At 68.6% G+C, this 23039-nt stretch carries 20 protein-coding genes; 7 read left to right on the top strand and 13 right to left on the bottom strand.

The features are described 5' to 3' along the window. Positions 1-93 precede the first annotated feature (93 nt). Both ACMGFI_RS19025 and ACMGFI_RS19020 read right to left on the bottom strand, forming a co-directional pair. Positions 94-2814, bottom strand: a complete 2721-nt coding sequence (locus tag ACMGFI_RS19025; protein ID WP_436911695.1) for a valine--tRNA ligase — start codon at positions 2812-2814, stop codon at positions 94-96. Between the two features lie 322 nt (positions 2815-3136). After that, on the bottom strand, positions 3137-3448 hold the full coding sequence (locus ACMGFI_RS19020; RefSeq protein ID WP_436911693.1) for a hypothetical protein: 312 nt from the start codon (positions 3446-3448) through the stop codon (positions 3137-3139). 79 nt (positions 3449-3527) lie between these two features. Between ACMGFI_RS19020 and ACMGFI_RS19015 the strand changes: the two genes are divergently transcribed. After that, complete coding sequence (locus tag ACMGFI_RS19015; protein ID WP_436911692.1) at positions 3528-4568, top strand: NAD(P)-dependent alcohol dehydrogenase; 1041 nt, start codon at positions 3528-3530, stop codon at positions 4566-4568. 374 nt (positions 4569-4942) lie between these two features. Here the strand turns inward: ACMGFI_RS19015 and ACMGFI_RS19010 are convergent, their stop codons facing one another. The 6 genes from ACMGFI_RS19010 to ACMGFI_RS18985 form a co-directional block, all read right to left on the bottom strand. Continuing rightward, positions 4943-5857: a DUF6807 family protein gene (locus tag ACMGFI_RS19010; RefSeq protein WP_436911691.1), complete on the bottom strand. Its 915-nt coding sequence runs from the start codon at positions 5855-5857 to the stop codon at positions 4943-4945. Continuing rightward, complete coding sequence (locus ACMGFI_RS19005; protein ID WP_436911688.1) at positions 5854-6936, bottom strand: Gfo/Idh/MocA family protein; 1083 nt, start codon at positions 6934-6936, stop codon at positions 5854-5856. The genes ACMGFI_RS19010 and ACMGFI_RS19005 overlap by 4 nt, the downstream gene beginning before the upstream one ends. 72 nt (positions 6937-7008) lie before the next feature. Continuing rightward, on the bottom strand, positions 7009-7302 hold the full coding sequence (locus tag ACMGFI_RS19000) for a hypothetical protein (RefSeq protein WP_436911686.1): 294 nt from the start codon (positions 7300-7302) through the stop codon (positions 7009-7011). A gap of 12 nt (positions 7303-7314) precedes the next feature. Continuing rightward, positions 7315-8217, bottom strand: coding sequence for an HFX_2341 family transcriptional regulator (locus ACMGFI_RS18995; protein WP_436911684.1), 903 nt, complete (start codon positions 8215-8217; stop codon positions 7315-7317). Between the two features lie 319 nt (positions 8218-8536). Continuing rightward, the gene (locus ACMGFI_RS18990) at positions 8537-10003 is read right to left on the bottom strand and encodes a sodium:solute symporter family protein (RefSeq protein ID WP_436911682.1); all 1467 of its coding nucleotides are present in this window, start codon (positions 10001-10003) and stop codon (positions 8537-8539) included. Continuing rightward, entirely contained in the window at positions 9996-10217 is a 222-nt protein-coding gene (locus ACMGFI_RS18985) for a DUF3311 domain-containing protein (protein ID WP_436911680.1), read from the bottom strand. Before ACMGFI_RS18985 ends, ACMGFI_RS18990 begins: the two co-directional genes overlap by 8 nt. A 242-nt stretch (positions 10218-10459) precedes the next feature. Here ACMGFI_RS18985 and dnaG point away from each other — a divergent pair, with 242 nt between their 5' ends. Continuing rightward, a complete protein-coding gene (gene dnaG / locus ACMGFI_RS18980; protein ID WP_436911678.1) occupies positions 10460-12001 on the top strand; it encodes a DNA primase DnaG in 1542 nt (513 codons plus the stop codon). A 96-nt stretch (positions 12002-12097) separates the two neighbouring features. Here dnaG and ACMGFI_RS18975 read toward each other — a convergent pair whose 3' ends face one another. Continuing rightward, positions 12098-12637 (bottom strand): GNAT family N-acetyltransferase, encoded by a 540-nt coding sequence (locus ACMGFI_RS18975; protein ID WP_436911677.1) that lies wholly within the window; start codon positions 12635-12637, stop codon positions 12098-12100. Beyond that, positions 12634-13983, bottom strand: a complete 1350-nt coding sequence (locus ACMGFI_RS18970) for a DUF92 domain-containing protein (RefSeq protein WP_436911676.1) — start codon at positions 13981-13983, stop codon at positions 12634-12636. The genes ACMGFI_RS18975 and ACMGFI_RS18970 overlap by 4 nt, the downstream gene beginning before the upstream one ends. A gap of 152 nt (positions 13984-14135) precedes the next feature. On the opposite strand from ACMGFI_RS18970, the gene ACMGFI_RS18965 reads away from it, so the two are divergent. Next, complete coding sequence (locus tag ACMGFI_RS18965; RefSeq protein WP_436911675.1) at positions 14136-14744, top strand: undecaprenyl diphosphate synthase family protein; 609 nt, start codon at positions 14136-14138, stop codon at positions 14742-14744. A gap of 25 nt (positions 14745-14769) precedes the next feature. Here ACMGFI_RS18965 and ACMGFI_RS18960 read toward each other — a convergent pair whose 3' ends face one another. After that, on the bottom strand, positions 14770-16779 hold the full coding sequence (locus ACMGFI_RS18960) for a hypothetical protein (RefSeq protein WP_436911673.1): 2010 nt from the start codon (positions 16777-16779) through the stop codon (positions 14770-14772). A 172-nt stretch (positions 16780-16951) separates the two neighbouring features. Here ACMGFI_RS18960 and ACMGFI_RS18955 point away from each other — a divergent pair, with 172 nt between their 5' ends. Continuing rightward, a complete protein-coding gene (locus ACMGFI_RS18955) occupies positions 16952-17746 on the top strand; it encodes an MBL fold metallo-hydrolase (RefSeq protein WP_436911671.1) in 795 nt (264 codons plus the stop codon). 108 nt (positions 17747-17854) lie between these two features. Here the strand turns inward: ACMGFI_RS18955 and ACMGFI_RS18950 are convergent, their stop codons facing one another. Then, positions 17855-18901, bottom strand: a complete 1047-nt coding sequence (locus tag ACMGFI_RS18950) for a glycosyltransferase family 2 protein (protein ID WP_436911669.1) — start codon at positions 18899-18901, stop codon at positions 17855-17857. A 203-nt stretch (positions 18902-19104) separates the two neighbouring features. On the opposite strand from ACMGFI_RS18950, the gene ACMGFI_RS18945 reads away from it, so the two are divergent. Next, the gene (locus tag ACMGFI_RS18945; RefSeq protein WP_436911667.1) at positions 19105-19860 is read left to right on the top strand and encodes an SDR family oxidoreductase; all 756 of its coding nucleotides are present in this window, start codon (positions 19105-19107) and stop codon (positions 19858-19860) included. Here the strand turns inward: ACMGFI_RS18945 and ACMGFI_RS18940 are convergent. Beyond that, positions 19842-20711, bottom strand: a complete 870-nt coding sequence (locus tag ACMGFI_RS18940; protein ID WP_436911666.1) for a DUF4037 domain-containing protein — start codon at positions 20709-20711, stop codon at positions 19842-19844. The two genes, ACMGFI_RS18945 and ACMGFI_RS18940, sit on opposite strands and share 19 nt — an antisense overlap. Before the next feature lie 186 nt (positions 20712-20897). On the opposite strand from ACMGFI_RS18940, the gene ACMGFI_RS18935 reads away from it, so the two are divergent. Both ACMGFI_RS18935 and ACMGFI_RS18930 read left to right on the top strand, forming a co-directional pair. Then, on the top strand, positions 20898-21650 hold the full coding sequence (locus ACMGFI_RS18935) for a class I SAM-dependent DNA methyltransferase (RefSeq protein WP_436911663.1): 753 nt from the start codon (positions 20898-20900) through the stop codon (positions 21648-21650). A gap of 173 nt (positions 21651-21823) precedes the next feature. Then, positions 21824-23038, top strand: a complete 1215-nt coding sequence (locus tag ACMGFI_RS18930) for a hypothetical protein (RefSeq protein ID WP_436911661.1) — start codon at positions 21824-21826, stop codon at positions 23036-23038. The last annotated feature ends 1 nt before the right edge of the window (position 23039 follow it).

Raw genomic sequence — 23039 nt, 5'->3', positions numbered from 1 at the left:
CTTCGGCCTCGAAGTCGAACTCGATATCCAAAGAAGAAACCAAACCAAAAACCCGCTATTTCATATTCCCATAGAAACGCAAACCGGTCCCGGTTAGCCGACGATCAGGACCGCCGACTCGGTCTCGATCATCTCGCCGTCGCCCGAATACGTCCGCGCTTCCTCGATCTCGTACATCTCCGAATCGAGTTCGACGCCGGCGACCTCCAACTTCCCGTCGACCTCCTCGAACTCACCACTCTCGATGGCGGCGTCGATGTCGCCGACCTCGCTGCCGTACTCGGGGCCGACAAGCGAGTAGTCGAGGTCGACGCCGGTGACCTCGGTGGTGACCTCGGGCGCCTCGTCGAGCGTCTCAAGCTCGGCGACGTGCATCGCCTCGGCGACGGCGTCCTCGAAGCCCGCAATGGTGCCGTAGACCTGGACGCGGTCGAGGTCGGCGTTGAGCGCCAGCCCGTTGTCGGTCTTGTAGCGGCGCAGCGCGGCGATGACCTCCATCGCCGTCTCGCCGGCCGCCAGGTCGGCCTCGTAGCCCCGCGTCTCCGGCCAGTCCGTCGTGTGGACGGAGTCCAGCCCGTCACCGCCGTCCGCGTAGAGGCGCTGCCACAGCTCCTCCGTGACGTGCGGGAGGAAGGGGGCGAACAGCTTCAGGAAGGTTTGGTGGGCCGTCAGGAGGGCGTACTCGGTCGACCGGGCGTCCGCGCCGCCGTCGGCGTCGTCCAGTCGCTGTTTCGCGATCTCCAGGTAGTCGTCACAGAAGGAGTTCCAGAAGAACGAGCGGAGTTCGTTGCGGGCCTTCGAGAACTCGTAGGCCTCGAACTGCTCGGTCAGGGAGGCGACGGCGTCGTCCAGTTCCGCGAGCATCCAGCGGTCGACGGCCGCCAGGTCCTCGTCGGCCGGCTGCTCGATGCTCTCGGGCTCGCCCGTCAGCTGGTCGATGAGCCTGGACGCGTTCCAGAGCTTCTGGAGCAGGCGCTCGCCGGCTTCGAGATCGCCCTCCTTGTAGGGGAAGTCGTCGCCGATGGAGGTGCCGGCGGCCCAGTAGCGGGCGGCGTCGACCGGGAAGTTCGCCGTGACCTCCTCCGGGGGGATCACGTTGCCCTTCGACTTGGACATGGCCTCGCGGTTCTCGTCCAGGACCATCCCGTTGATCATGACGCTCTCGAAGGGAACCTCGCCGGTGTGCTCGTAGCACTTGACGACGGTGTGGAACAGCCAGAACGAGATGATGTCGTGGCCCTGCGGTCGGAGGTCGAACTGGTAGAGCTCCGGCCGCTCCATGGTGAACTCCTCGGCCTCGGCGTCCCAGTCCCAGCCGGCGTTGACGAGCGGGGTCAGCGACGAGGTGGCCCAGGTGTCGAAGACGTCCTCCTCGGGGCGGAAGTCGCTGGCGCCGCACTCGGGGCAGGCGTCGACCGGCGGGTCGTCCGCGAGGGGGTCGACGGGGAGGGCCTCCTTCGCAGCCATGATCGTCTCGCCGCAGTCGTCGCAGTACCAGACGGGGATGGGGATGCCGGAGTCGCGCTGGCGGGAGATACACCAGTCCCACTCCAGGCCCTCGATCCAGTGTTGATACCGGGTGAACATCTTCTCGGGGTACCAGTCCATCTCGCGGCCCGCTTCGAGGTACTCGTCGGTCCGGTCGAGCATCTCGACGTACCACTGCTCGGTGACGAGGTACTCGACCTCCGTCTCGCAGCGCTCGTGGACCTGGACGGTGTGCTCGTGGTTGCGGCTCTCGACGAGGGCCCCGACGTCGTCCAGATCGTCGATGATGGCCGCGCGGGCCGCCTCGGTGGACATCCCCTCGTAGTCGTCGGCGAGGTCGGTCATCGTGCCCGACTCGTCGATGGCGATGCGCAGGGGCAGGTCGTGGGCCTGGTACCACTCGATGTCGGTCTGGTCGCCGAACGTACAGCACATGACGATCCCGCTGCCGGTCTCCAGGTCGACGCGCTCGTCCTCGATGATGGGGACCTCCTGCCCGAAGATGGGGACCCGCGCCGTGCCGCCGACGAGGTGGGCGTTTTCCTCGTCGTCCGGGTGGACGAAGACGGAGACACAGGCGGGCAGTAGCTCCGGCCGGGTCGTCGAGATGGTGAACGTGGCGTCCTCGTCGGCGGGGCCCTCGCCGGTCTCGACCAGGTCGAAGTGGATGTCGTTGAACTTCGTGTGCTTGTCGGCGTCCTCCTGTTCGACCTGGGAAATGGCCGTCTCGCAGTCGGGACACCAGATGGTCGGGGCGCGCTGGCGGTACTCCCGGCCCTGCTCGTAGAGGTCGATAAAGGAGAGCTGGGAGATCCGCTGGACGCGGGGCTCGATGGTCTTGTAGGTGTTGTCCCAGTCGACGGAGACGGCGAGCGACTGGACGTCGTCGGTGAAGGCGTCCTCGTAGTCGGCGCAGACCTCGCGGCACTTCTCCTGGAACTCCCGGCGGGTGAAGTCCTGGTGGCGGATGCCGAGTTCGCGCTCGGTCAGGCGCTCGGAGGCGATCCCGTTGTCGTCGTAGCCGAACGGGAAGTAGACGGCGGGGTCGGCCATCCGGTGGTAGCGGGCGACGAAGTCCTGCAGCGTGAACTGGTAGAGGTGGCCCATGTGGAGGTCGCCCGAGACGGTCGGCGGCGGGGTGTCGATGCTGAAGGCGGTGTCTGCGTCGAGGGCGGCCTCGCGGTCGTAGGCGTAGGTGTCCTCCTCGACCCAGCGGCGCTGCCACTTCGACTCGACCTCGTCGGGGTCGTACTCGCCGGGGAGCGCGTCGTCGGCCTCGCGTGCGTCGGGGGCGTCGGCGTCCCCGGCGTCGCTGTCGGTGCTCATCGCTGCTCACCCCCGGAAGTCCCTCGTGCTCGGGGTCCGAGCGCAGTGGCTGTCGTGCGGTGCGTGCTGTCGGTCGGTATCGTGGTGTCGTACATCGGTCTGTCTGTCGGCCGGTCGTCGAACGGTGCGAACGCGGGGTCAGAATGGGGGGGTGTGGGGCTAGGGGGCCCCTACACGTACGGCGGCTACGGACAGCCGGGGCTCGTCCGCGGCGCGAGCGGCGGCTCCGTCGAACGGCCCTGTCATCGGTAGAGAGTGGACGAGGCTCGAAAATAACTCTTACGTCATCGCCACGGCCGCTCCGGCCGCAGTTCCGGCCGGCTCAGTCGCCCCCCGACGGGCTGGGAGTCCATCGCCGGGGAACGTCGCTCCCCCGGTCGTCGTACTCCCGGCCGTCGTCGCTATCTCGGTCGTCGCGCCCCCCGCCGTCCGAGGGCCCGGCCGACTCGCTGCCGTCGTCCCACGGGCGACCGCTCCCCGGACGCCCGAACGCGAGCGCCGACACCCCGTATCTGTCGCCCGCTTCGCGGCCGGGACCGAACCCCCGGTCGGCCCGCTCGTCGATGAACTCGTCCCGGAGCAGTACCCCGCGGTCACAGTCGAGCGACCGGTCGCCGCACTGGAGCGTGGGCATGGCGGAAATTATAATGATTAACCAATATAGTTTGGGGGCGGCGCCCGGATTTAACCGGCTCTCGTCCGTACGGGCGACTATGCGTGCTGCCCGACTCCACGAGTACACCGAGGACATGGCGAACGGGCTGACCGTCGAGGCGGTCGACCGCCCCGAGGTGTCGGCGGGCGACGACGTGGTCGTCGAGGTCGAGGGCGCCGGCTGGTGTCAGACTGACAACCACATCATCGAGGGGATGTGGACCGACTACGTCGACCAGGACCTCCCGCTGACGCTCGGCCACGAGAACGCCGGGACGGTCGTCGAAGTGGGAGAGGACGTGCGGACGGTCGAACCCGGCGACCGGGTGGTCTGCCACCCCGTCCAGACCTGCGGCGTCTGCCGGGCCTGCCGGGAGGGCGAGACGATGTACTGCGAGAACCAGGCGTTCAACGGCCTCACAGTCGACGGCGGCTTCGCCGAGTATCTCCAGACCGGCGAGCGGTCGGTCGTCCCGCTACCCGACGGCGTCGATCCGGCCGACATCGCGCCCCACGCCGACGCCGGGATCACCGCTTACCACGCCGCCAAGCGGGCCGTCGCCGACCTGAACCCCGGCGATACCGCGGTCGTCGTCGGCGTCGGCGGCCTCGGCCACATCGGCCTCCAGTGTCTCGACGCGATGTCCGCCGCCGACATCGTCGCCGTCGACCTCAAGGAGTCAGCGCGCGACCTCGCCGAGGACCTGGGCGCCCACCTGACCGTCGACCCCACGAGCGAGGACGTGCCCACAGTAGTCGACGACTTCACTGACGGGACCGGCGCCGAGCAGGTGCTCGACTTCGTCGGCGCCAACGAGACGACCGCGCTCGCGCCCGACATCGTCGCCGCGGGCGGCGACCACCACATCATCGGCTACGGCGGCCACATCCACGAGCCCGCCCAGGCCCTGGTCGACGGCGAGTTCGCCTTTCAGGGCAACATCGTCGGCCGGTTCACCGAACTGCAGGAACTCGTCGCGCTGGTCGAGCGCGACGAGGTCGATCTGCACACCAGCCGCTACGACCTCGGCGAGATCAACACCGTCGCCGAACGGCTCGAACACGGCGAGATAGACGGTCGAGCCGTCATCACGCCGTAACTCGCCCTATCGACAACCACTCTGGCGCGCGCTGTCGCGCGCTCTCGTGCGCGCGACGGAACTGCGCGAGGGATGAGCACCGCACGCCGTAGGCGCGCGGAGCGCAATCGGCTGGGGAGGTTTGTGGCCGTCTGCGGTGCTGTGCGGGGCGGTCGCGGTCCCTGGCGGACTGAAAGGGCGAGGCGCGCTCGCGTTCGGTTTAGTCGTCTGAGTCGGCACTATCCGCGCGGGCGGTGCGGAGAGCGCGGATATCCGACTCAGCGACCGCGAGCGGGCCGAGGGCTTTCACCGCTTGCTGTCGCCTGCGGTCGATTCAACTCCGAGCGAGCTGGTCGAGAGCCTTCCGCGGCCACCGAATATCGTGATCGGTTCATCTACACCGAGTCGACGAACGACTCGTAGGCCCGCTCGACCTGCTCCTCCTCGAGCGTCCCCGAGTGGACCCACAGCCCCCAGGTCCACGACCGCGACTCCCCTTCCTCCAGGGTCTCGACGGTCCCCCAGGTCGGGTTCGCGGCGAGGAAGCCGAACGGCTCGTCCATGACGAACCAGTCGACGGGCTCGTCCCCGTTGTCGGGGTGATCGAACATCGCGATCCCGGCCAACCAGGGATCGCCGACCGCGGCGGCGCCGGCCCGCCCGTCGAGCGGTCCCGAGTAATCGCACCACCGAGCGGCGGGACCGCTCGCGGCCCGCGGCGGCGACGTTTCGCCCGGGTCCCGCCCGTCGGGCAACAGCACGCGCCCCTCGCGCAGACTCCGGGCGAACCGCAGGCTCAGCCCGCTGTAGTGGCCGTGCAGCGTCTCGCTGGAGAGGTGGCGCCGCTGGCCCAGCGCGGTCAGTTCCTGCTCCCAGGTCAGGAGATAGCCCTGGCCGTCGGGTTCGTCAACCCGGATGGTCCGCTCGTCGTCCAGCAGTTCCTCTCCGGCGTCCGTCCGCCAGGTCGCCTCCTGTTCGATCTCGGCGCCGCCGTCGCTCGCCTCGCGCACCTCGTAGTCGCCGGCCTCCGCGTAGCCGTGGGGGTTCCCGGCGGCTGCGTTGGGCTCGGACTCCCAGCAGTTGACCCCGTCGACGAGCTTCTGACAGAAGAACAGCCCGAAGTGCCAGGGGTGGTCGTGGGGCGACGACACCACGAGGTTCTCGCCGGGCTTCGTATCCGCGCCGGGCGGCAGCGCGAGCGTGTCGAAGCCGGGCTTGCTGCCCGCCGGCTCCGCGTCGTACCGGGCGATCCGCGTCCCGTCGACGGACACCGACACCGCGCCGTCCGTGACGGCGGTCTCCATCGTCATCGCGCGGCCTCCCGGGCGTCCGCGAGTACCTCGTCGGTCGTCACGCGCTCGCCGTCTCGCGCCGCGCTCCGGTAGATCGCACGGATGGCAGCCATCGTCCCGAGGTTATCGCGGCCGCTCGTGAGCGGCTCCGCCCCCGACTCGACGCAGTCGACGAAGTGGAGGATCTCGTTGACGAACGCGTCCGAGGTGGGCAGGTCCGTCCGGCCGCCCTCGACCTCGTCGAACTCCTTCCGCGAATCGGGGTCGTCCCGAGCGTTGATCCGCGGCGTCGGAGAGCCGACGTACCCCTCCTGTTGCTGGCCGTCCGGGAGCGTATGCACGACGCCGTCGTCGCCCAGCAACCAGAACGACTCCGTGTAGGGCATCGCGGGCGCCGACAGCGCCACCGAGAAGTCGGCGATTGCGCCCGATTCGAACTCCAGCATCCCCGTGGCGTAGTCCTCCGCGCCGTCGAAGGCGTCGTCGACCGTCCGGGTCCACGCCGCGGCCCGGGCCACGTCGCCGAGGTAGTACCGCAGCAGGTCGAGCTTGTGGACGCTGTAACCGATGACGCCCCCGCCGCCCGCCTTCTCGCCGTCGTAGAGCCAGTGACCCTCCGGGAACAGGTCGCCCTGGTTGACCAGCGCGTCGCAACGGGCGTGTCGGACCTCGCCCAGGTCACCCGCGTCGACGCGCTCCTTCAGCGCGCGATACGGCGGGTGATACCGCTGCATCTGTCCGACCATCAGGGTCAGGTCGCGCTCGTCGGCCAGGTCGACGAGTTCGACGCAGTCGGAGAGCGCGGGGGCCAGCGGCTTCTCGATCAGGACGTGTTTGCCCGCCTCCAGCGCAGCTTTCGCCACGGGATAGTGGACGTGGTGCGGAAGCGCGATGTCCACCGCCTCGACGTCCGCCTCCGACAGAAACTCCTCGTGGTCGGTCCAGTAGTCGACGCCGAAGTCCTCGGCCACCGCTTCGGCTCTCTCGGCGTCCACGTCGCAGACGCCCGCGAGCCTCGCTCGTTCGGAGTGGTCCTCGTAGGCCGGCAGGTGCAGTTCCGAGATCCCGCCGGCGCCGATGAGTCCGATCCTCGTCATGGCACCGTCTCGGTCCCCGGCGGTCTTTACCCTTGCCGCGCCGGTCGAATTCGCTTGGAGCGAGTGGGCCGCTCAGCGTCCGCTCGCGACAGCACCCCGGACTCGCGGCGGGACGACCGCGAGACCCGAGCAGACGGCGACGGCGAGCGAACCGACGCCCGCTACGGCGGGGACCGAGACGAACCAGTCGTTGCAGCCGTCGTCCCAGACGAGGAAAGCACCGTCCACTCCCCGAAAGCCCGACGGTCCGTACGAGGAGCACGTAGCGGCGGTCCGCGAGACGATCCCGGGCGTCACCGCGAGTCCGAGCCCGACCAGCGCGACCCCGAGGAGCGCCGCCCCGAGCGATATCGAGCGTCGATTCACCGTCCGGCCCCCTCAGTCGTCGGAGTGCGCCCGCACCCACAGCTCGCCGATCCGCGACAGCCGCGTCCGGTAGGATTTACCCTGTTCCTCCTGCTCGATGTAGCCCTTCCCGCCCGGGCCCAGCCGGTCGACGTTGTAGATGACCTTCGAGCGGAAGCTGTCGGTGTACTCCTCGCCGAGTTCGCGGGCGAGCTCCTGGGCCAGTTCCGAGACGGACTCGAACTCGCCGTGCTCGCCGAGGGTGAAGAGGATGAGTTCCTCGAAGGGTTTGACGTTCGAGAAGGAGGCGACGGGGAGTTCGAGGATGTGCTGGCCGTCGAACTCCTTGGCGCCGATGGTCGTCCCGCGCTCGTCGAACTCCGAGAGCAGTTCCTCGGCCGCGTCGAGGCGCTCGTCGACGCGCTCGGCGAGGTCGGGGTCGTCCACCTCGCCCTCCAGGTCCGAGAGCAGGTCGATACCGCGGTGGAGTTCCTCGGCGAGTTCGGTTTCCAGGTACTTCTCGGGGACCGTGTAGTAGGTGTGGATGCGCCCGCGGTCCTCCTCGCGCTCGACCATGATGGAGTGGGCGGCCGTCGCGAAGGCGAAGGAGACCGTGCGGGGCATCGCGGAGATGTTGACCCAGACGCCGGCGTCGTCCTCGCGGTCGAGTTCGGCGTTGATGAGCTCGAACGCCTGCTCGAAGGCCTCGTCGTAGTCGTAGACGTCCTCGACGACGAACCGCTCGGTCTCGGCCCCGAGGAGGTTGCGGTAGTCCTGCTCCAGTTTGGCGGCGAGATTGCGGGAGTACTCGACGTTGGCCTCGCTGCCGACCGCGCCCTCCAGCAGGACGACGCGGTCCACGTCGAGCCTGTCGCGCACCAGCGGCGCGATCAGCCGGTCGTAATCGAACCCGACCGGGACGATGTGGGTCTGCATACCCGGTAGGTGGGGCCGGTGTTTACATAAAGTGCCAACCTTCCGACCGTCGCCCCCGACGTCACCGGCGTGTCGTCACGCTGGTACCGGCATTTCCGGGTGCCATCGCACTCGATCCGGCCGGCCATGTGATTTATTGCGTTTCTCTGCCACGAATCGGTTGTCATGGCGAGGAATCCCAGGTGTCCCCGGTGTGGCAGTTTCAACGTCACTCGAACGCACGGGATGAAAAGCTGCAAAGACTGCGGGAAGAGCTGGGAGTGAGCCGCGACGAGGCTCGGTCGGGAGCGAGCGGGACTATCGGTTCCCGACCGTTCCGTCAGTCCGCGCCCGTCGCGTACACCGACGCGTCCTCGTCCGGCGCGGGGCTGGTCACCAGCGAGACGCCGACGGTCAACAGGAGCCCGACGACCATCCCGACGACCGAAGAGGACCAGCCGCCGAGGACGCTCCCGGGTACGACCTCGGTGAAGACGCTCAGCAGATAGAACAGCTGACTCCCGCCGATGCCGACGTACATCCCCCACTTCGTCGTGTCCGTCCAGTACAGCGCCACCCCCACGGGCAGCGCGAGCTGGGCGAACCCGCCGAAGGCGGTGTCGCCGATCTCAAGCAGCGTCGCGGGCTGAAACAGGCTGGCGACGAACGCGAGCGTGGCGAAGACGGCGACGCCCACCCGACCCAGGAACGCCTCACGTGCCTCGGTGGCCTCCGCGACGAGCGGGCGGTAGATGTCCCGAGTGAAGTACGACGACCCCGACAGCAACATCGAGTCGCTGGAGGACATCATCGCGGCCATCGCGCCCGCGATGACGAGCGCCGCGAACCACGCGGGCGTGTACTCGGCGAGCAGTAGCGGGAGGACGTTCTCGTTGGCGCCGGCCTGGATGCCGAGCCCACGCGCCCACGACCCCAGCATGAACGCCGGGACGAACAGGAGCACCACGAGAACGGGCCACAGCGGCAGCGTCCGCTTGATGACGGCCTTCGACTCGGCGACGAAGAAGCGCTGGTTGACCTGCGGGAACATCGTGACGCCGAAGGCGATGGAGATGGCCGTCGAGAGGATGTACGGGACGGTGTAGGTCCCGCCGCCGAGCGCGAGGAAGTTGCCGTCCACGCCGCCCAGCGTCGCGGTCGCCGAGCCGACGCCGCCGACGGCGCTCGCGACCCAGACGAACGCGGCCCAGACCATCACGAGCATGAACGCGCCCTGGAGGGTGTCCGTCCAGGCGACGCCGCGCATCCCGGAGAGGGCGACGTAGACGATCATGAACAGGGTGATGCCCCCGGCGCCGGCCCAGTAGGGGACCGCGCCGCCGGTCAGCGCCTCGACGGCCGTGCCGGCGCCCTGCTGCTGGAGCATCACGTACGGGAACAGCCAGAAGATGCTGACGCCGGCGACCAGCAGCCGCAGACGGAGCGACCCGAAGCGGTCGCCGAGCATCTCGCCGAGCGTGACGTAGCCGTTGGCCTTCCCGACCAGCCACTGCTTGTACCCGAGGACGTACCACAGGATCGCGAAGATGACGCCGTCCATCAGCCCCATGACGAGGATCCACTCCGGGCCGGCGCCGTAGCTGATGTTCGGGCCGGCGAAGAACGTGAACGCCGAGAGCAGCGTCGCGAACGTCGTGAAGAGAAGGACGACGGTCCCCAGCGTCCGACTCGCGAGGTAGTAGTCCTCGGCGGTCCGCTCGGTCAGCCGGTAGGCGACGACGCCGACCCCCAGCGCGACGAGCATGTAGCCGACGATGATCCCGACCTGGAGGGCGGTGTCAGCCATCGCGACCCACCCCCTCGACGCCGAGCCCCCAGGCGCGGCGCGTGAACGCCCAGAGGACGACGGCGACCAGACAGAGCCAGCCGACGTGATAGGCGACCCACACCGGCAGTCCCGCGACGACGCCGTCGGCGCCCCACATGAACCACGGGACCGACAGCGCCGCCAGCGCGACCGCGACCACCGCCCAGCCGACCACCCGCGTGCGCTCGTTCATACACGCCCGTTCGGCTACTCCCCCGTTAACTTTTCGTCGAAATCCTACGGTGTGCAGTTTCGAAGAGAATTTCTCTTCGAACCGGATCGTCGGGCTGACTGCCCCACCGCGGCGCGGCGATATCCGGGGCATCGGCAGGTATTACAGTCGTCGAGTGACAAGTTACGGATCGTTCACGGGAGCGTCCGTGGACGGCGGTTCACCATCACCATCACCACGCCCCGGACCGGGGCAGTTCACCAATGTACGATTCAGCGAAGTATCTGATCCACGCGGACATCAGGACCAGCGGGGTGGTCGAGCGGAGCGACGTGGTCGGCGCGGTCTTCGGGCAGACCGAGGGCCTGCTCGGCGACGAGCTCGACCTCCGGGACCTCCAGGAGTCGGGGAAGCTCGGCCGCATCGACGTGGAGGTCGAGTCCGAGCGCGGGAGCTCCTTCGGCGAGATAACCATCGCCAGCGGGCTCGACCGCGTCGAGACGTCGATCCTCGCTGCCGCCCTGGAGAGCATCGAGCGCGTCGGCCCCTCGACGGCCGACGTGGAGATACGCGACATCGAAGACGTGCGCTCCGCGAAGCGCCGCCGCGTCGTCGAGCGCGCCAAGGAGCTGCTCGCGGAGTTCGACGCGACCACGATGTCCAGCGAGGACCTGGTCGAGGAGGTCCGCCGGAGCGTCCGCGTCGAGGACATCACCGAGTTCGCGGGCCTGCCCGCCGGCCCCCGGGTCGCCGACAGCGACGCGATCATCGTCGTCGAGGGCCGCGCCGACGTGCTGACGCTACTGAAGTACGGCATCAAGAACGCCATCGCGGTCGAGGGGACGGACGTACCCGACGCGGTCGCAGAATTGACCGACGACCGCACGGTGACCGCGTTCCTCGACGGCGACCGCGGGGGCGACCTCATCCTGAAGGAACTGTCGCAGGTCGGCGACGTGGACTACGTCGCCCTCGCGCCGACCGGACAGTCCGTCGAGGACCTCTCGCGGAGCGCCGTCATGGACGCGTTGCGCGACAAGGTACCCTTCGAGACGGTCTCGACCGCCGACGCCGAGGCCAGCGACGCCCACGGCCTCGCCGCCACCGACGGGAGCGCCCAGCCGTCGCCGCCCGACGACGACTCGGCGACGGTCGACCCCGAGGCGCCGGTCGAACCCGGAGGGTCCGCCGAACCGCCCGACCCCGGCGACAGCGGCCCGGTCGCGGAGGCGTCGGCCGAACCGCCCGACCCCGGCGACAGCGGCCCGGTCGCGGAGGCGTCGGCCGAACCGGCCGACCCGGCGAAGCCGACCGGCGAGGGCGAGAACGACGAGTCGCCGGCCGACGAGGCGCCGACGGGGGCGCTACCCGACGAGCCGGCGGAAGCGACCGCCGACGAACCGACCGACACGGCGGCGGCGGCCGCGTCCGCGCGGGACGAGGGCGAGTCGGACGAATCCGGGGCGAGCGAGTCCGACCCGGAGACCGAAGAGGGGGCGGACCGCGCGGTCGAACCCGAGACGCTGGCGAGCCACGTCGAGGCGGTCGTGGGCGGCTCGACCGGGTCCGTCCGGCTCCTCGACGCGAGCTACGACACCCTCGCCGAGGGCGAGGCCGACGGGGCGTTCGACCTCCTGGAGTCCGCCGAGGCGGTTCCGGCGACCGTCGTCCTCGACGGGGAACTCTCCCAGCGGCTCCTCGACGTTGCCGCCCAGCGGGGCGTCGATCTGGTCGTCGCCCGCGAGGAGGGCGAGTACGTCAAACAGCCCGTCTCGCCGCGCGTGCTCACGGCCGACGAGGTCTGATACGGATTATTGCAAGCGTTTCCCGGGGTCGACCGCACGACTGCGTGCGGTCGAGCCCCGAATGTCTTGCGATAATCCGTATGAGCGTCTTCCTTCTCAGTCCCCCAGTTCGCGCACCAGCAGAAACCCGTCGCCCCGCTCGTAGTGGTCGGGGAGCCGCTCGCGGCGCTCGAAGCCCCGCTCGCGGTAGAACTCGCGGGCCGCCCCGTCGACCTCGCGGACGGTCACCCGGAGTTCGTCCGCGTCCGACTCGCGCAGTCGGTCGACGAGCGCGTCCACCAGCGCCGAGCCGTACCCCTCCCCCTGGTGGTCGGGTGCCACAGCGAGCTCGGCGAGATAGCCCGCCTCGTCATCGCCGTCGGTGACCGCGAGCGCGTAGCCGACCGGCCTCCCCGATCCGCCGGGTACGGCGTCCGGATTCTCGTGACCCGAAGGGTCGGACCCGGCGCCGGACCCGGACCCGGCCTCGGACCCGGCCCCGGAGCCGTCGGCGGTCGCGACCAGCAGTATCGGCGGGCCGTCGACGGCCACGGTCAGCAGTTCCTCCCACGGTTCCGCGAGGGCGGCGGCCTGGATCGCGCGCAGCGCCGGGAGGTCCCCCGGTCGACCCTCCCGGACCCGGGCGCGGTCGGTCATAGGACGGCGATGGGGAGCGCCGCGGCGGCGACGCCGGCCGAGGCGACGCCGGCGGCCAGCGTCGCGAAGAAGTTGACGCCCTCGTTCTCCAGGAAGACGCCCTCGACCGTCGCGCCGAGCAGGCTGTCGACGGTCATGCCGACGACGCCGCCGAAGACGACGATGCCGGCACCGAGCGCGTCGACACGGCCGAACGCGCCGAGCGCGATGGCCGCGATGAGGCAGGCGCCGGCGAGGCCGGCCACCTCGCCCTGCCAGGTGACCGCGCCGTCGGTGCCGGGCTCGACGCGCTCGAAGGTGGTGATAAGTCTGGGATTGTCGAAGACGCCCCCGATCTCGCTGGAGAGGGTGTCGCTCATCGCGGCGGCGATGGAGCCGGCGAACGCGAACAGGAACAGCTCCGGGTCCAGCCCCGTCAGGGTGGGGCTCGCCGACCACCCGAGGACGGCGAACAGGCCCACCAGCGAGTTGGCGAGGACGTTCCCGCTACCGCGGGCGCCCTCGTTCTCCTCGGCGATGCCGCGGCGTTCCTTCTCCTCGTAGCGGAACTTCGTCGAGAGGCCCCCGACGCCGAAGAAGGTGACCAGCAGCAGGAACCAGCCGAAGTCCCCGAGGACGATGGTCTGCAGGCAGAGGAAGACGCCGGTGATCATCCCCGGGAGCGACGCCGTCTCCAGCGCGTAGGCGAGGTAGCCGAACAGGAAGGCGACGGCGAGCGCGATCGCGACGCCCGCGGGGTCGATCGACAGCGGCAGGTCGGAGAACAGCCACAGCAACAGCCCCACCGAGACCATCACCAGCGGGTCGTCGCGCTCGAAGAGCACGGCCCGCAGGAGCGCGCCGAGCAGGGCGCCGCTGGCGGCGAGGAAGGCCACGAGGGGCCACTCGGTGGGGACGCCGACCAGGACGCCGGCGGCGTACTGGCCGACGGTCCCGGCGAGAAAGCCCGCGAGGACGAACCCGGCGGTCGCGACGAACGGCTCGTCGCGCACCGAGCGGACGAGGTGGCCGCCGAGATTGCCCCACGCGAGCAGGAAGACGGTCCCGACGAACACGGGCATCGGCAGGGTGAACCGCACGGCGAGCAGCGCCAGCGCCGCGGCGGCCAGGGCGAAGCCGGCCAGCCCGTAGAGGCGGCCGTCGCGGCGGTCGCCCGGCCGGGCGAACAGCTCGAAGACCGGCCCCCCGTCGACGACGTACAGCGCCAGCGCGGCGACGAGGAGGAACGGACCGGGGGCCGCGACGGTCGCGAGTGCCGCGCTCGTTCGGCCCGCGATCGGCGGCACGGCGAGCGCGAGCGTCCCGACGAGGGCGAACGCGCCCGCGCGCCGGACTGTCGTTGTCACGCTATGTCCGGTATCCCCGGTGAGCTACTTACCGTTTCCGAACCGCTTCGTCCCGTGGTGGCGGCGTGACACGTCGGCGACCGGCCGCTCCGAGGTGGTCGCTCCCCGTCCACGAGCGTGAGATTTAGGACGCGCCCGGGGAACAGGCCAGTGTGGGACTGTACGACCGCTATCTCGCCCTCCGCATCCGATACAGCGACGCCGACCTCCCGGGGACGGTCGCGGTCATCGTCACCGAGCGGGACCTGCTGGAAACCGGCGCCTACGAGACGCTGGAGGACTGCTTCGGGTGGGCCTTCGAGTTCGGCGCCGAGCGGGTCGTCGTCTACGTCAGCGTCCTCGACACCGAAGTCGTCGACACCATCCGCCGGGAGCTCGCCGACGTGGACGCCCCCCGCGAGCTGGCGGTCCGCGGGCCGGAGGACGACGAACAGGCCGACGCGCCGATCCAGGTCGGCATCGGCCTCGGCGGCAAACACGAGTTCGCCTCGGCCGTCCGGGGCCTGGCCGAGGAAGTCGACGCCGGCGAACTGTCCCCGGAGGACATCGACGAGGACGCGATCGAGGGCGAACTCGTCTTCCCCGTCCAGCCGGATCTGGTCATCAAGACGGGCGCCGAACGCCTGTCGGATTTCATGATCTGGCAGTCCGTCTACTCCGAGCTGTACTTCACCGACGTGAACTGGCGGGACTTCCGCCGCCGAGACTACCTGCGGGCGCTCCGGGACTATCAAAACCGCCAGCGCAGGTTCGGACGGTGAGCGGCGGCCCCCCGAACCCGGGCGCTCACCAGCGCCTGAAGAACTGGTCGCCGTCGCGACTGAACGGGTCCCGCGTCCCGGCGTGGATCTCGGGTATCCTGTCCCCGGACGCGCGGGCCGCTTCGGTCAGCGGCTCGTACTGCCTGTTGCACACGTCGAGGAACCCGACGTTGTGCGGCTCGCCGCTGAACGCGCCGATCGCCGGGTCGTCGTACAGTTTGTAGTAGTGGGCGCCGACACACCACGGTTTCGAGGCGGCGTTTTCGACGTACTGGCGGTAGAACTCGCCGCGGCTCTCCTGGTCACCGACGTGACACAGCCCCGGCGCCGGCGGGCCCGCGTCCAGCGCCCCGAACGACCACTCCCCGACCAGGATCGGGAGCGACAGCGCCGAACTGATCCGGTCGCCCGGCAACTGGTCGATGGATTTCTCGTACCAGTTCATGCTGAACACGTCGAAGGTCTTCATCCCCTCGTACATCCACGGCTCCGGCGGCGTGACCGCACGGATACCGAGATTCAGGTGGTTGTCGTCGACCGCCCGACACTCCGCCGAGAGCGTCGAGTAGAGCTTCGTCACCATCACCTCGCTGAACGCCTCTAGGTCCGCCCGGGCCGTCTCCGACGGCTCGGCGGGGATGTCACCCCCCTCGGCGATGGCGTCGACCGTCACGTCCGCCCCCCACGCGGCGGCGAGATCACCGTCGATTCCGTAGCGTTCGGCCAGGAACTCGGCGAACTCGCGGCGAGTCGCGCAGGCGGTCGTGTTGTGTAACATCTCCTCGGCCGGCAGCGAGTCGATGAACGACCAGTTCGGCTCGTTCTGGAGGAAGTACCCGAGCAGGGCCGGGTCGTCTTCGGTCGCTGCCAGCGCCCGGGCACCGCGCTTCGCGTCTTCCTCGAACGACGCCGCGAAGACGTCCGGGAAGTCCCTGTAGAGCGTCTCCGAGAACTCGAAGTCGAGCACCCGCACGTACGGGAGGGCCATCGACCGCGCGGAACCGAGGTCGGAGAACGCCCCCACGGTGTTTATGCCGCTCGTCCGCAACACCCCTTCCGTCGCCGCCTCCCACTCGTCTTTCCAGAATCCCTCCCCGAATACCCGCCGGAAGTTGCGCGCGAGCAGGTTGATCTCGTCGGTTTCCTCCTCGCCGTCCGGTTCGCCGTCCACGGCCGCGATATCGTCCCGCAACTCGTCGGCCGGAGCGGCGACGCGAGGGGAAACCGCGTTCATGCCGGTGGACCAGAACGGATGGCCGTCCGGGTCGACGAGCCACCACCGGTCCCCGTCGTGGTGCGTCCGGAAGAAGCCGGTCGCCTCGACCGTCCGCTCCGTCCAGCCGCCCCACTTCGAGAACGACGACGCCGATCCCCCTGAGTTCGGCAGGTCACTCTGTCGGGTCAACCGCTCGGATAGCTCGTCGATGTCGTCGGTCTTCCCGTCCCAGTCTTTGACGTTCGACTGCCCCAGCTCGTCGACGTAGTGATCGCGGTCGATCAGCTCGTTGTGGTCGGCTGGGTGGCCCTCGGAGACGGACAGCGGCGTCTGGTACCACGTCAGATCGGACCGTCCCTTGTTGTACACCCGGATCCGGACCTCGTCGATACGCTCCGGGTCGATCCTGTCCCCGCCCGTCAGCTTCCGGGACACCGCCCCCTCCTTCTCGAGGAACCGGTTCCCGTCGTGAAGCGACCGTATCGGGAGCGTCACTTGCGTCCAGTACCTCGGTAACACGAAGTACACCGAGTAAAACTCCGCTCTCGGGTCGTCTTCGCCGGAGGACAGATACGGGATGGACAGCCCGTCGTCGTCGGCCCGGTTCACGATCCCGATCCTGAACCGCGGACTGTACTCCGTGTCGGCGTAGAGTCGATAGGAGAGCACCGAGTCCATCGTGAGCGAACCGTCTACCTCGTAGACCAGTTCGTCCCCGACCGACCGGGACACGTACTCGGTCACGTTCCCCCTGGGGAACGAGTCTCCGTCGCCGCGTGCCTCCAGTTCTCCGGAGACGTTACTGACTTCGAATTCCATTCGATCGACAATATCTATGATGCAGTATATACTTGGTGATCCAGTGGAAACACCGGCAAGTTGACACCGGAACCGATCGGTGGCGGTGTGGGGCGGCCGAGCCGGGACGGCGAGTTCCGGCGTCAGGTGTCGTGTCAATAGTGATTTACCCTCTCGCCGCGACTGGTCCGCCATGATCGTGACTGTCCTCGGGAGCGGGGACGCGACGGGCGTGCCGGCGCCGCTGTGCGGGTGCGAGTACTGTCGCGAGAGCGAGCGGCGCCGGCGACCGGCAGTTCTGGTCCGGTCCGGGTCGGACCGGCTGGTGTTCGATATCGGCCCGGACATCGGAGAACAGCTACACGAAGTGGGCGTCACCGACCCGGACGCGTTCTTCCTCACGCACGCACACGGGGACCACGCCGGCGGGCTCCCCAGACTCGGCCAGGCGGCGAAGTGGGACGCGGCCCACCTCGAATCGGCCGACGCGTTCGCCGCGACGGACCCGGACTCGTTCTCGACGGCCTACGAACTCTACCTCACGGAGACCGCGCGCGCCCGTCTCGACGCCGACTTCGAACGGATCGACGACCGGCGTATCGACCCGGCGACCCCGGCCCGGGTCGGGGACCTGCGGGTCGACGCCTTCCCGGTCGAGCACCACAGGCCGACGTTCGAGACGCTCGGGTTCACCGTCTCGGACGGGACCACGACGGTCGGATACGCGCCGGATATGCGTTCGTTCGTCGGGGGACCGCCGGACCGAACGTACGACCTGTTCGTCTGCGAGGGCGCCGCGGTGTTGGGCCAACCGGTCCACGGGCCGGGGGACGAACTCCGGGAGGCCATCGACGCCGTCGACGCCGAGCGGGTCGTGCTGGTGAACGCGAACGAACACATCCAGCGCGCCCACACCGACGAACTGCGAGCGCGGGCGACCGACGCGGGCTTCGAACTCGGGTCCGACTTCCGGACCTACGAGTTGTAGCGACCCCGCGGCGCGGACACCCCGGAGGTGAACACCTCCGGCGAGAAACGCGACGGACTGGCGCCCTGGCAGTGGTCGAGCGCGGGCGCGCTTCCCGCCGCCCGACGGTCACCGGTTCGAACGCGCGCCGTCCGGGGCCGGTTCGACGCCGTCGGGTGAGACGGGGTCGTCCGCCCCGGCGACGCCGTCGGACGACCCCGCCCCGGAGGCCGATTCCTTCAGTATCCCGTCGGCGTAGCCGCGGAGCCAGTGGTACTCGGCGGGCCTGACGGGAAGCCGGACCAGGCGCCGCCAGACGGGGGCGATACCGCTCTCGGTCCCGCGACAGAACAGCCTCGCGAGCGACCGGTAGTACCGGTCGTCGAAGAGCTTCTTCCGGAACAGGAGGCTGTTGCGGGCGTACCAGTAGGTCCCCGGCCGCTGACTCTTGTCCGCCGCGCGGGACCCGCCCGACTCGGCCTCGATGTGGTAGACGACGACGTCGGGGTGGTACACCAGGTCACCGCACGCCCGACTCACCCGGACCATCAGGTCCCACTCCTCGAAGATAGCCGGGCCGCCGAAGGAGTTGTCGAACCCGCCGACGCGCCGCAGCGCCTCGGTTTCGAACGTCATGTTCGCGCCGCGGAGGATGTCCGTGTACACCGGCTGTTCCGGGACCCACATCCCCGACGCGTCGACGACCTCGCCGTACTCCGTCACGCGGTTGCGGGCGGGCGGGTCGGGGTCGACCTCGTCGACGAGTTCGAGGTCCTCGTCGGTCCGCAGCGCCGGGCCGCCGACCCCGACGACGGACGGGTCGGACTCGTAGGCCGCGACCGTCTCCTCGAGCCACTCCTCGACCGGGACGGTGTCGTCGTCCAGAAAACAGAGGAGGTCGCCGGTCGCGTCCCCGACGATCCGGTTTCGGGCGTCCTGCTGGTTCGTCCCGTCACCGGCCATCCGTTCGTACCGGAGTTCGGTCGGCGTCCCCGAGAACGTGTGCTCGCGGTGGTCCGCGACGACCTCCCGCGAACGGTCGTCGGGACTGTCGTCGATCACGAGTATCTCGTCGGCCGGCCGCGTCTGCTCGCCGAGCCGTTCGAGGAGGTCGTCGAGATACGCCGGCCGCATATGCGTCGCGATCCCGACCGTCGTTTCGATAGCGCGCCCCATCGGTCAATTAAACGTGTTCTTCACTCGTGTTACTTAGTTGTATCGAACGGCCGTTCCAGACGGAGACGGCTCGTCCCGCTGGGATCGATACGAGCCGACAACCACAAGGGACTGGTCGCCCCTGGGGCACCTATGCACGGCCGACTCCGTTCGACAGCGACCGCCACTGGTACGCGGAAGCCCACGGGGGAGGGGACGGCACGATGACGGGCGACCGGCTGTTCGGGTCCTTCGACGACCGAACGGCGGTAGTCACGGGAGCGAGCGCGGGGATCGGTCGGGCGACCGCCTACGCGCTCGCCGAGCGAGGCGCGACCGTCGCCCTCGCCGCGCGCCGCTCCGAGCGACTGGAGACGATCGCGAGGGAGATCGAGCGGGAGACGGACGGAACCGCGACCCCCGTACCGACCGATATCCGGTCGGTCGACGAGGTGGACGCGCTGTTCGACCGAACCAGGGAACTGCACTCCGAGGCGGACATCCTGGTCCACGCCGCCGGTCTGTTGCGCGACGACGACGTCGAGGACGACGCGCTCGACGGCGCGAAAGCGATGATCGAGACCAACGTCGTGGGAAGCCTCCACGTGACGGAGCGCGCGGTCCCGCAACTCACGTCGACCGGCGGACACGCCGTCTTCATCGGCAGCTACTCCGGGAAATACCCCAGTTCGATCAATCCGGTGTACGCGGGAACGAAGTGGTGGCTCCGCGGGTTCGTGAAAAGCGTGGAGGCGGCCGTCGGGGGGCAAGGGGTTTCGGTGTCGCTCGTGAATCCCTCGCGCGTGCGAACCCCGATCGGCCGACCGATGGGGTCACCGAATCTCGACGCCGAAGCGGGTGAAATCCTCGAAGCGGACCAGGTCGCGAAAGCGGTTCTGTTCGCGTGTAGCTTCCCGGACGCGGCGGTCAGCTCGGTCGACCTGTTCAAATCCGACAAGTATCACTCCGAGGGGTTCTGACCCGACGGCCACTCGCTGCGATACAGCGCTCTGGTCTCCTCGAGAAGCCGTCTGAGAGCGGCCACCTGCCGCATCATCGCGGCCTCGTCGGACGCGTCGGTCGTCCTGAGCGTCTCCAGTGTCGACTCCAGGCCGTCCGGCCGAACCTCGAACTCCTCGATGTAGTCGTAGTTCCACTTGTCCCCCGGGTAGTACCGGCGGTTCAGCGCGAACAGACAGAGGACGAGCGACCGGAGACACCGGGCGCTGCACGCGTGAAAGTGGAGGAAGTCGCCCCGCTCGGCCTGGGGTTCGATCCGGCGAGTCAACAGGTCCTCGGCGGCGTCGAGGTGATACGAGGCCGTCGCCTCCCCGAACTCCTCGGAGTACTCGCTCGACAGCCGCTTCAGCTCCGTCAACACCCCGGCCTCCTCGTAGAGGATGTCGCACGTCCGCACCGAGTCGGCGTGCATCGACTTGTACTTGCCGAACGCCGCGTCGTTGGGCGCCCACTTGGGCGTCTCGACGCCCGACGCGTGGAGCCGTTCGATCGCCGCTCGCAACTCCTGCAGGTCGATGAGCAGCAGGTCGATCTCGGTTCCGGCGCGGACGTAGTGTCTGCACGTCCCCGATATCTCGTGTTCCCACTCCACCGCCCCGGTGAACCCGTCCGTCACGGGGTCCAGCGCCGAGTTACACCGTTCCGGGGCGGGGGGGTCGGGAGCGTAGAACGCCGCCACGTCGATATCCGACGGCGGTTCCGCCCCGTCACCGCTGGTCGACCCGGTGAGACTCACCGCCCTGATCGATTCGAGTTCGCGGAGCCGCTCGGAGATGTCGCCGGCGACGCGTTCGTGTTCGCTCCCGCTCATCGGTGTGTCCGACTATCAGGACATCTGAAAAATAGTTTCCGATATTTACACCTTCGCGGTCAGACGGCCCGAGTCCGCCGGTAGCAGGACGAACGGTTAGTGATGGGGGCCGTACTCGGTCGAATTACTGTTCGACGGAGATCTCGTCTGAAAAACCTTATATTCGTGTCACAACGATTCGCCGCCATGAGCGACCGGCCACCGAGTCCGGAGTCAGTGTACGACGACATCGCCGACGAGTACGCCAGCCGGATCGACGACTGGGCGTACAACGCGGACTACGAACGACCGGCGACGCTGTCCCTGCTCCCGGACCTCGAGGGCAAGCGGGTGCTGGATGTCGGGTGCGGCCCGGGGAAGTACGCGGAGGAGTTGTCCGACCGCGGGGCGGAGGTTCTGGGGATCGACGCGAGCGAACGGATGGTTTCCGAGGCCCGACAGCGGCTGGCCGGTCGGGACGGCGTGGCGTTCACACGCCACGACGTGACCGACGGGCTCGACTTTCTGGATCCCTCGTCGTTCGACGCCGCGGTCAGCGCACTCACGCTCCACTACATCGAGGACTGGGCGTCCGTGTTCTCGGAACTGGCCACCGTACTGCGTGACGGGAGCGTGTTCGTGTTCTCGACACAGCACCCGTTTTCGGCGTTCCAGCGCTACGAGTCGGCGAGTTACTTCGACACCGAGTTCGTCAGTCGGGAGTGGGACAGCTTCGACCCGCCGATAGAGATGCCGACGTATCGCCGGCCGCTCGAATCGATGATCGGCCCGCTGTTGCGGACCGGGTTCGCACTGGAGGAGATCGTCGAACCCGTCCCGGAGTCCGAGTTCGCCGAGAAGATGCCGGCGAAATACGAGGAGCTCTCGCGGAAGCCGACGTTCCTGTGTGTCAGATCCCGCCTGTCTGGATCGTCGGTCACCGGTACCGGACCCGACTGAGGGCCGGTTTCACACCCGGACCCCGCCGCCGACAGTCACCACGCCCGCCGTCGATCCCCGCGTCCGCTGTCCCGAAGATCGGTTCCCGGGGACGATCACGTTCGAAAGGATCCTTGACACGAACTGGCGACACGACATATAGATTTAAGTATTCGCTTACTTATCCTCTGGCAATGAGATTCCTGCTCACGGCGGAGCCTTTCGGTTTCGGTCCGGCCTCGAAGGCCAAGACCGTCGCGAGGTACATCGAGGACGCCGTGGACGAGGCCGATATCCTCGTCGCGACCGAGAAGTCCGCACTGGAGTTCAGTCGAAACAACGTGTCGGTGTTCGACGAGATCTACGATACGGAGCGTGTCTCGGTCGACTCGATCCTCGCGGACGAACGGATCGACGGCCTGGTCAGCGTGATGGAAGCCGACGCGGTGGTCGCCGCGGCGAACCGCCGTGTCCCGGCCTATTTCGTCGACAGTCTCTACTGGTTCTGGGAGTGGGAGTCCCCGGAGTCGGTCATCGACTCGTTCGAGTCGGGGGCCCCGCCCGAGACGACGGACGCGGAGTACGCGGCGCTGACCCGACACGAGACGAAGATCGTGGCACATCTCCTCTCGGACCACTCGTTCGTCCAGACCTTCCCGGGGTGGCGCCGTGACGACGTCGCGGTCGACCGCTTCGCGCCGATATCGAGGGTGAACCCGATCGTCGACACGACGTACGACTTCGACGAGCGGACAGGCGACCGCATCCTGCTGAACTTCTGCGGGCAACTGTCGCCGGCGGCGTCGCTGGACGACGCGGTCACGTACGTGGAGACGGTTCTCGAAGCGATGTCACCGACGCTCTCGGAACTCCAGGGGCGGGGATATCAACCCCTGATAGCGGGCAACAGTACGGTGCTGGAAGGGGTCGATACGTCGTATCCCGCCAGGTCGTTGAGCCACGAGACGATGCTCTCGGAGATCGACGCCGCCGACCTGCTGTTCTCGCCGCCGTCGATCACGACCCTCTACGAGGCGTCGCTGTACGAGACGCCCGTCTGTCTGTTGCCGGAGCAACACCCGGGCCACTGGCGGAACTACCGGCGGATGAAGGAGAACGGAAAGACGGCGGCGTACCCCGGCTTCGTCATGGGGGACAGGTACGCGCGACTCCGGTCGACGAGTTCCGACGTGGACTACGGGACCGACGAGGGGGGACCGGGTGCCGTGTACGAACTGCTCGAACGACCCGAGATCAAACAGCGACTGCGATCGACGTACGAAACCGCACCGGCCATCCTGGACCGGTCCGAGAGCGTCCTGGCCTCCCAGCGGGACGTGTTGCTCGGTGCCCGGAGCGGGTCCGGCGGTCGCACGGTCGCGACCCACGTCAAGCAGGCGCTGGCCTGAC

Origin of the sequence: Halosimplex marinum (genome assembly GCF_051414075.1) — an archaeon.
Classification (GTDB): domain Archaea; phylum Halobacteriota; class Halobacteria; order Halobacteriales; family Haloarculaceae; genus Halosimplex; species Halosimplex marinum.
The sequence above is the reverse complement of the archived record's forward strand: the minus strand, read 5'-3'. Positions and strand labels throughout refer to the sequence as shown.